4 protein-coding genes are annotated in these 9,640 nt (G+C 67.5%); 2 read left to right on the top strand and 2 right to left on the bottom strand.

Going from position 1 to position 9,640, the window contains the following annotated elements; genetic code table 11:
- The first annotated feature begins 39 nt into the window (after window positions 1-39).
- Together HHX31_RS04785 and HHX31_RS04780 are read left to right on the top strand one after the other, a co-directional pair.
- A complete protein-coding gene (locus tag HHX31_RS04785; protein WP_249345376.1) occupies window positions 40-540 on the top strand; it encodes a hypothetical protein in 501 nt (166 codons plus the stop codon).
- Window positions 541-1,443: 903 nt separating this feature from the next.
- Window positions 1,444-1,602, top strand: a complete 159-nt coding sequence (locus HHX31_RS04780) for a hypothetical protein (protein WP_169945299.1) — start codon at window positions 1,444-1,446, stop codon at window positions 1,600-1,602.
- Between the two features lie 155 nt (window positions 1,603-1,757).
- Here HHX31_RS04780 and HHX31_RS04775 read toward each other — a convergent pair whose 3' ends face one another.
- Together HHX31_RS04775 and HHX31_RS04770 are read right to left on the bottom strand one after the other, a co-directional pair.
- Window positions 1,758-6,833, bottom strand: a complete 5,076-nt coding sequence (locus HHX31_RS04775) for an Eco57I restriction-modification methylase domain-containing protein (RefSeq protein WP_169945297.1) — start codon at window positions 6,831-6,833, stop codon at window positions 1,758-1,760.
- Entirely contained in the window at window positions 6,830-9,637 is a 2,808-nt protein-coding gene (locus HHX31_RS04770) for a helicase-related protein (protein WP_311931507.1), read from the bottom strand. The genes HHX31_RS04775 and HHX31_RS04770 overlap by 4 nt, the downstream gene beginning before the upstream one ends.
- Window positions 9,638-9,640: the final 3 nt, after the last annotated feature.

Genomic DNA, 9,640 nt, shown 5'->3' with positions numbered 1-9,640 from the left:
AGCCTCCGTCGCCGTCCTCACGACGACAGCGTCTACGCGATGGCCGCCGTGATCGTAGATTCCGCCGACCACGCGAACATCCGCGCGGATCTGGAATCTCTTCGGCTGGGCAAGAGCCCTCGCCTCCATTGGCGAGACGAGTCCCCCGCCCGACAACTCATGATCACTCAGCGGCTTGCGACCATGCCCATTCGAGGCATCGTCACGGTGTATCTCCACGGCAAGGAAGTCCGCACGGAGCGAGCCCGTCGACGGTGTTTGGAGCGGCTGCTCATGGAAGTCGAGCAGACCGGAGTCTCGAAGGTGGTCATCGAGAGCCGGTCGCCCGAGCAGGACCACCTCGATCGGGGACTGCTGACCGGGCTGCGCATGGCAAGCATGCTGCCGAAGAGCCTGACCGTTACCTGGCAGCCCTCCGTCAGCGAACCGCTTCTTTGGGCTGCGGACGCAGTTGTCAGCGCTACGACCTGGTGGCTGGATGACCGCGCCCACCATTACAACCTGCTCGTCGAGCAAGTCCGCGCGATCAGCCTTGAATGATCCGAACAGCGCGAAGGCCGGACGCCCGATTCCATCGGGAGGCCCGGCCTCACTTCCGCACCCCAGGGGGTGCGGCTTCCCCAAGTATGCCTCACCAAGGGTGAGCGGGCAAGCGGCTTTCAGTGACGACCCCGACATAGGGCCCCGTCCGCTGAACGGGGCTCCGAGCCACCCACCGAAACGAGTGGTGCAGTCGAGAACAGCAAACAAGAGCGCCTCTGTGCTCGTCAACTCACTCAGCGTAACTCGGGCACTCCCGACCCCGCCTCGGACCGCGGGCACCGCGAAGGCCAGACACTTAACACCCTCTAAGGGCACGAAGACAGCGCGAAGGCCGGGCACCCGATGTCCCTCGGTAGCCCCGGCCTCACTTCCACACTCCCAGGGGTGCGGCACAGCCGAGGATGACGTACGCCGCGTGACCCGGCAAGCAGATTCCGCCGACTCCTGACTCAGCAGGGGAGCTCGCGGATGCGCCCGGCCCGACCCAGAAGCTACGCAGCAACGCGAAGGCCGGACACCCGATTCCATCGGGGAGCCCGGCCTCACTTCCGACACCCACCGAGAGTGCGGCATCACTAAGCCTGCCTCACTGTAAGCGATCAAGCAAGCGGCTATCCGTGATGACTGAAACATAGAGCCCCACCCAGCGGACGAGGCTTCGGGCCATCCTTCAAGACGAATGGTGCAGCCCAAAACAGCAGACCAGTCCGCTTCCTCACTCGTCAACTCACTGAGAGCAACGGGCGCGAGGCCGACCCAAGAGAAGAGGCGAGGCCCCGTCCGGTGGGCGGGGCCTTCAACCATCGACGCGAGTTCGATGGCGCGGTTAAGGCCAGCAAACCGGCTTCCAGTCGTATCCGCCAAATCACTCACAGTAAGACGTCTATCTACGCTGAAGACATGAGCGACGACAAGCCCATCGACTACGAGGCCGTGCGGCGGCGCTTCCCCTGGGTTGGATTGGGTGAGAGCGGGGAGAGTGAGCTGTCCGGCCGCTACCGCCAGATCATGGCCGAGGGGCAAAAGGGCCAGGGAAGCAGGGAAAGCCCCGCGGCGTAGTCCGAAGAGCAACCGTGAGACGCGGGGCGCCGGACAGGGCGCGGGGGCCGGGCACCCGATTCCATCGGTCGTCCCGGCCCCTGCTTCCGGCACCCACCGGGGGTGCGGCACTGTTGAGGGTGCCGCACCCTGGGTGACCGGGCAAGCGGTTATCGTCACGATGCGTTCTCGCCGCCACTGGCAACTTCAGTCGGCGGTTCCCAGCCGGCCTGGCGGAGCCGCTCGGAGAAGACGGCATGGGCCTGGCGGTACTCGGCCTCCCGGCCGGCCTTATAGAAGGGCGCGGTGTACCCGTCGGGCACCGGCCCGTTGATCTCCGGGTCGAGATACGCCATGAGCTGCTCAAAGTGCTGCTTCGTCTGGCTGTAGCCGTAGGTGTTGTGGTTGCCCGCGATCTTCCGCCCGTTCGCGTCGAACCAGATTTGCGCCTCGTAGTCGGACAGAACCGGGTAGCGGGAGCGGTAGATCGCGACGAGCTGCTCGGCGGTCATACCGAGCCAGAGCGCAACCAGCGCGTCCAGCTCGACCAGCGCGGCCCGTCGCTCCCGCTCGGTACGCAGCGGGGTGGCATAGGCCCACTCCGGGGTGACAGCGGCCGGGTCCCCGAGCGGCTTGAGCCTCGGCCAGTCAGCGGCCCACTGCTCACCATTCCAGACCGGGTCGTACAACTCAGCCCAAAGCGGAGCGTAGGCGTTGGTCAAACAGTTGAGACGGAGAGTGCGGAGCAGCAGCGCCGGAGCCAGCGGATGGTCGGAATCGGCGGCGGGCATGGCGTTAGCCTCGGCGTTCCGAAGATGCGACCGACCGGTTATCCGCAACAAATAGTCCAGCGGCAGCGCCGCCCAGAACCCCACGGCTAGGGCCGTGTTCTTGTTGTCGCCGAGTGCCAGCGTGCCTACCGCGTCCACGTGCGCTGGCCCCGGCGGGATCAGCGCGGCGAACAGCGACCGCTCGGTGCTCTTTGTATCAATCAAGACTCGCCAGGCCAACCGGTAGAACTCGGTGTATCTGCGGGTGCCGCCATCGGCCGTATACCAAAGGTCCTGAACGGCGCGGTAGGTCTCCTCATCACAGGCTCGCTCGTAGTTGGTAACCGGTACCGCGTCCTCTGACAGGATCGTGAGGTCCCAGGTCGACCAGTCGTGATGCGTCTTACATGGGATGTTGGGCTGCTTACTGTATGGCGTGGCCTGCGCGAGATGCGGCCCCTGCAAGATAACGGTATTCAGCGATTCAGGATTACCGGTCCTCCATCGGATCAAACCGTCGTCTTTGGCGGTCTTCTCGTTATAGCCGGAACTGATGCGCGGATCACTGGCACCCAGGCGGCGCTGGTAAGCCGCTAGTGCCTCAATCGCGCCCGCCTCGGCCGTGGATACCGGGTAAAGCAATGGGGCCTGGGCCACCGGTATGTTAGTGGAGCCAGTGAGCCGTTGCCATCGAGCGAGCAAGGGCTCGTCCACCTGAATTAGCCGCTCTCGGTGTGGGCGTAGTTCCCACTTGCCCTCGTGCTTGATCCCCGGCAGCTTACCGCTTCCATCGTGTTCCAAGGAGCCCAACAGCGTGACTGGGTGAAAGAGCCAGCTCGCGTTGACGAATCCGATACTGCCGGTGGGGCCGTAAATATGAATGCCGAAAGGACGGGTGTGCCCGATTTCAAACAGTCGCAATTCATTGGTGAAGTGGGCATGAAGTCGCAGATGTCGGTATGAGGCCGCTCTCAATCGTCCTTCCTTCACGCCACTGAAGTGAGTGTCGGGATGGATCAGGCCGGCCGTACCGGCAAGGCCAAGATTGGTCCAGATCCGGCACATGAAGGCGCGATAGAGGTCAGGCCGAGTCCCGGCCAGCAACGGATAGGCGATCCCGGAACCAATGGTCTCGACCGTGCCCGCGGTGGCCAACAATTCTCGCAGGTAGTAGGTTCGCGCTGCCCCTTCTGCCAACACCATGGCCTTCCGATCACGCCACTCGGTGGCGCTCGGCTTCTCCACGAGCTTGAACCACGGCTCCAATTCGGCCAGAACCGCGTCCTCCTGCCAGTCCGGTCGAACCCAGGGGGGATTGCCGACTTGGAGGTCGAAGCCGCCCTTGGTGAAGACCTGGGCGAACTGGAGCTCCCAGTGGAAGAAACCTTGCTGGTCGGTGATGTCCTCGACCACATCGAGCCAGGGGAAGCGCTCGGCGAGCTTGAACTCAGAGTCCATGCCCGTCCAGGCCGGGAGTTGGTTCTCGTATTCCTCCAGGTCGTCGAGCGACGCGAAGCTTTCCACCAGCGAGTTTTCCGGAACACCCGCCCGGCCGAGCAGGGCTTCGGCGAAGTCGAGCCAGTCGTCGAGGGTGGCCAGTGGGATCACCGGGCGGAGCGGCTCCAGAGCAGGCCGGGGCTTGCGGGCGGCGGGCTTGGCCGGGCCGCCGGCCTTGGTGGCCTTCGCGTCCATGGCGTAGGCGGCAAGGTCGAGCTGCTTGTCCCCCATGCTGAACAGCGAATCGGTGACGTAGACCTCCCCGAAGCCGATCGACTCGTCGGCAGGGGTGCTCTCGATTGCGGGCGCAGACGGGGACGCGGGCCGTACCGGGTCGGCTTCAGCGGCCTCGGCGGCGCGGCGGGCGTAGGCCTCGTCGGAGCCGTCGAGCAGCCCAGCCTTGTCCAGCGGCCAGAACCACAGCGCGCACCAGGCGTCCATGACCTTCTTGAGCCGCCAGTACGGCGTGCCCGGCGCGGTCAGGTCGCCGTACACCTTCTCCTTGGGCACGGCGTCGGCCGGCTGCTCGATCCAGTCGGCGCCCCAGACGTCGATCTTGCGGCTGATCTCCCGCTCGGAGATGGCAAGGCGCTGCTGGACCAGGTCCCACAGATATTCGGCCCGCTTCGACAGCGCCTGCAACCGCTGGAGCTGGGTGAACTTCTGGCCCTGCTTCTTCTTGTCGGAAACGCTCTTCTGGATCTGCTTGCGCCAGGCCTTGAGCCGGTTCGCCTGCTCGGGAGCAAGCTCCTTGGCCTCCTTGGCACCGGCGACCGCGCCCCAGCCCTCGGCGGGAAGCAGGAAGTGGTGCACCTTGCCCGAGGGCAACTCCCCCGCCGAGAACGGCAGGTCCTCGGGGGCCTCCTTCAGCCAGGTGCCCTTGGTGAGCGAGGCGGCGCCGTACACCCTGCGAGCCGCGCCGATGAGCGAGTTGCCGCGGCGCAGGTGGAGGCCGAACCAGGGGGCCTGGAGGCCGGGGTGCATGACGTTGAGCCAGAGCGAGACCTCGGCCAGCTCGATGGCGGTCTCGTTGAGGTCGACGCCGTAGGAGTTGTGCAGCGCGACGTACGCCTTGACCTTCTGCAGCTCCTCCTCGAACCGCTCCGGGTCGATCGAGACGCCGAGCTCCTGCTGGCGGCGCTTCAGATACTCGGCGGCGACCTGGTTGATGGCCTCGTTGAGGAACGCGCCGGAGCCCAGGGCGGGCTCACAGATCTTCCACTCCAGGATTTCCCTGGCAGGGGTGACCGTGTCGTCCTGGTCGAGGCGGTGCTGGAGCGCGAGCTGGACGGTTACCCGGGTCAGCGACTCGGGCGTGTAATAGGAGGCGCTGGTCTCCCGGTCGCGGCCGGCCAGGCGGTAGACGAACGCGCCCTGGCGATAGCGCTTGTACTCGTCGAGCCTGGTCCCGTCCTCGTCGACGGCGTGGACGAAGACCTCCGAAGGGTAGTCGTCCACCTTCGAGGCCGGGATCAGCCACGAGCCGTCCTTCGGGTCGCCTCCCTTGGCGACCTCGTAGAGTTCCTCGGCGGCGATGAACCCGGTGTAGGACATCAGGCCCTCGTACACCGCGCCGAGCTGGTTGATGCCGAGCTGGGCGTACGAGATGAACCCGCCGCGCTCCTTCTTGCGCCCCTTGGTGAGCATGAGCTTGCGCAGCACCTTGTAGAGCGTCTCGTTGCGCAGCCGGGTGTCGATGCCCGGCGCGTCCGGGTCGTCCTCGTCCAGGGAGATCGCGTCACGGCCGATGAGCTTGATCGCCTCGGGCTCGAACAGGTCGGAGCGGAGCGGCTCGAAGCGCAGGCCCTCCCCCTCCGAACCCTCGATCTCGGCGCCCATGCGCGGCCGGTGCCCCTGGTTGACCATACGGAACAGCAGGTCGAGCGACTCGTACAGGTGGAAGGAGTTGCGGGCCTCCTCCCCCGTCAGGTCGCGTACGACCAGATCGCCGAGGCGGGCCAGGCTGTAGCCCTTGACGTAGTCCTCGTCGTCGGTCGGCAGGATGCCCAGCTCAGGGCGGGCCTCGGCGTACAGCAGGAACAGGATCCGGTAGAGGTAGCGCAGCGACTCGCGGCCCAGCTCCTTCGCCAGGGCGGCGGGCTCCATGACGTCCTCGGGCCGCACGCCCTGGGCGCGGATGCGGGCGAGCACCTCGTTGGCGATGAGCTCGACCGACTCCTTCAGGCCGTCGCGCAGCTCCTTGGACACCCCGACGGCGTGGCTGCGCGACCGGTCGAGCAGCTCGGCGAGCGGTTCCGAGCCGCCCTCCTCGGGCGGGAGCAGGGAGTCGGCGCCGAACAGGGCGGCGATCGTGCCCAGCTCGGCCTCGTTGCCCCGGCCCAACGCGACGTCGAGGCTGACCGCGAGGTAGCGGCCCTCGCCCCAGACGGCGCGGTCGGCGAGCACGACCACGCCGCCGGCGAGGATGAGCACGTAACGCGGCGGCTCCTCGGAGGTCAGCAGCCAGGTGGCGAGCTTGGTGCCGGAGGTGATCTCCTCGATGTTGTCGAGCCGGACCGGAGCCAGCAGCCTCCCTGCCTGGTCGTCGTCGAGGGCGGCGTCCACATCGGCGGCCCAGCCGCACTCGATCGCAACGAGATGCCGGTCGGCGTAGGCGACCTCGACGGTGTGCTCCTTGCCCGCCCGCTCGACGGTCAGCTCGCGGAGGGCCGCGACGTAGCCGAGGGCGCGCAGCACGTCGCCGTGGAGCTCGCCCAGCTCCTTGCGCCACTCGGCGCGCTCGTCCGCCGTCAGCGTCTCGCCGTCGCGCAGCCGCGCGTCCAGCTCGGCGAAGTACGGCCGGCCGGCGAAGTAGGGCTTGGACAGCCCACGCAGCCCCTTGCGCGGAGTGGTGCGCCCGGCCTTCTCCTCCTCGCTCCAGCGGGCGAACAGACCGCCGGACTTCTTGAGGTCCTTGGGCAGCACCTCGGCCAGGTAGTGCGCCGAGAAGTAGTCGCCGCGGTTGACCAGCGAGTCGAAGCTCATCGGTGTCCGTCCTGGGGTCCGGTCTGGTGTCCGTCATGAGGCACGAGTACGGCGAGGACCCGCAGCAGCGGCTCCCCTGTGATCTTGAGAGAGTCGAGCAGGCGCTGCTGCCGCTCGACGGTCTCGCGGACGCGCTGCTCCTTGCGCCCCCGCTGGGAGGCGTGCACGCCGTCGAGGGTGAGCTGCTGCCACTCACCGAGCCGGTCGCGGTAGAGGTCGAGCGGCTCCACGACCTGCTTCTCGTACGCCGAGCGGCGCTCCTCCAGGTGCGCGCGGGCGGTGGCGACGGCCTGGGGCACCCGTTCCTGGAGCGGCCGGAGGTCGATCACCTGCCCGGTGTTGATCATCTTGGGCTCGACGCCGGCCGCGGCGAGGACGTCGGTCATCTTCCGGTCCAGCACTCCCACGGGGGTGACGGCCATCCACTCGACGACGGTCGGCTGCCCGAGGCGGTTGGAGTAGATGCCCTGGATGAGGAAGGTCGGCTCGTCGACCTGGGCGGTGACGACCGGCGCCTTCTGGCGGCCGAGCCGTACGAGGACCTTGTCGGTCACCCAGTCGACCATCGGGTGCAGGTCGGAGAGGTAGGCGATCTCCGGCCACATCGTCTTGGTCCTGCGTGCCTCGTCGAGCTTCCGCTGGGCCTCCTTGCGGTCGAAGGTGACCTTCATCCGCCTGCGGACGTCGTGGGTGCGCAGGTAGTCGGCGGGCAGCGCGGACAGGCGGTGGGCGAGGTCCGGCGGCGGCTCGAAGGCGAGCATCACGCCGTCGTCCTCCAGGTCCTTGAGCAGCCCGAGCGTGTCGACGGCCTCCTTCACGAACGCCTCGGAACCATCGAACAGCCGGGGCACGTCCGCGCGGAGCGGGTCGGCGTCCGTGACACCGCCGTCAATCGATCCGAACAGGTCGGCGAAGGGGTCATCGGCCTTGCGCTCGGTGAGGAACTGTTCCACGGTCTTGCCGGCCAGCAGGTCCTGGATGAGGCGGCGCTCCTCACTCTCGGCCCGATACTCGCCGGTCTCGGCTTCCGCCGTGCCGAGAGTGCGGTGCGCCGTCTCCTCCTTCTCCAGCAGCTTCTCGGCGACGGCCCGGTCGTCTTTGGCGCCCTCGACCTCGGAGGTGAGGATGAGCGCCCGGAACTGCGGCTGCCGCGTCTGGCCATACCGGTCGATGCGGCCGTTGCGCTGCTCGATCCGGATGAGGCTCCACGGCACGTCGTAGTGGACCAGGTGATGGCACTGCCGGTGGAGGTTGACGCCCTCGGAGGTCACGTCGGTGGTCACCAGCAGGCGGACCGGGGCGTCGGAGAGCCCGAACCGCTCGATGATCTCCTGCTGCTGCTGGTCGGACATGCCGTTGCCGAGCATCATCTCGACCTGGCCCTTGCCCGTCAGGCCGAGCCGCTTGGGCAGGACCTCGGCCAGCCACCTGACCGTCTCGACGCTCTCGGAGAAGACCACGGCCCGTGTCTCGCCGCCGTGCCGTACGCCGATCTCGTCGCGGAGCAGGCGGACGAGGGCGTCGAGCTTGGCCGAGTCGGCGTCGTTGATCCGCGTGGTCAGGTCCGCGAGTGTCTTCAGCGCGTCGATCTCCCGGGGCTCCTTGGCGTTCTTCAGCCGGTTGCCGACCGTCTTGGCCAGTGCCTTGTGCGAGGAGAGGAACGCCTTGAGCAGCGTGTAGGGGAAGAGCCGGTTCTTGCCGTCGACCACCGGGCCGCCGGCGCGCTGGTCCCCCGCGAGCCAGACCTGGGTGAGCTCCTCGAAGACCTTCTCCTCGGCGGGGGTGGCGGCGCAGCGCACCGGGACGGAGGGACCCCGCTCGGGCCACTTCGCGCCCATCTGGTCGCGCACCTCGGGGCTGATCTTCGTACGGCGGATGTAGAGGTGCTCGATGTCCTTGGCCGAGTAGCTGCGGTCGTCGGCGATCGCGGCGGGGTCGAGCATGCGGATCAGCTCGGCGAACGACTCGCTGTTGCCGTTGTGCGGGGTGGCGCTGGCCAGGAGCAACGCGTCCGTACGGCGGGCGAGCAGCCTGGCCAGCTTGTTGCGCAGGCTGGCCTCGCCGATCAGGTTGTGCGACTCGTCGATGACGACCGCGTCCCAGTCCATCTTCTCCAGGTGCTGGCCGTACTTGCCCTCGTTCTTGAGGGTGTCGATGGAGACGATGATGCGCTTGTAGTAGGTGAACGGGTTGCGGCCGGCGGGGATCTCCCGCTGGATGCGCTCGATGCCGACCGAGTCGAGGCGGATCAGCGGGATGGCGAACCGGGTCCACAACTCGTGCTGGAACTGCTCCAGCACCTGCTGCGGCGTGACGACGAGAATGCGCTCGCCCCGGCCGCGCCGGATGAGCTCGGCGAGGATGAGGCCGATCTCCAGAGTCTTGCCGAGACCTACCACGTCGGCGATGAGGATGCGCGGGCGCAGGCCCTTCAGCGCGAGCTCGGCCGGCCGCCGCTGGTACGGCAGCGGGTCGAGGAGGAACCGGTCGGCGAGCGCGAGGCCCTTCTCCGTCTGCGGGAGCGGCGTCCGGCGCAGGACGGCCTCGATGAACAGGCGGCTCTGCGCGAAGCGCGGGGTCATGTCCTGCTCCAGCACGGTCTCCTCCGGCTTGAGCAGGCTCACCGTGTCCAGATCGGTGAAGAAGACCGCGTCCTCGTCGCGGACGAACTCCGACGCGCCCACCGCCGTGATCTTGTATCTGGGCTGGTCTCCGGCGGTCGAGAGTTGCGCGCAGGTCCGGACGATCCACTCGGCGTCCCGGACCTCGATGCGGGCGCCGGGCGGGAAGGAGGTCTCGGTCACGGT

Origin of the sequence: Microbispora sp. H11081 (assembly GCF_012999535.1) — a bacterium.
In the GTDB taxonomy this organism is placed as follows: domain Bacteria; phylum Actinomycetota; class Actinomycetes; order Streptosporangiales; family Streptosporangiaceae; genus Microbispora.
The sequence above is the reverse complement of the archived record's forward strand: the minus strand, read 5'-3'. Positions and strand labels throughout refer to the sequence as shown.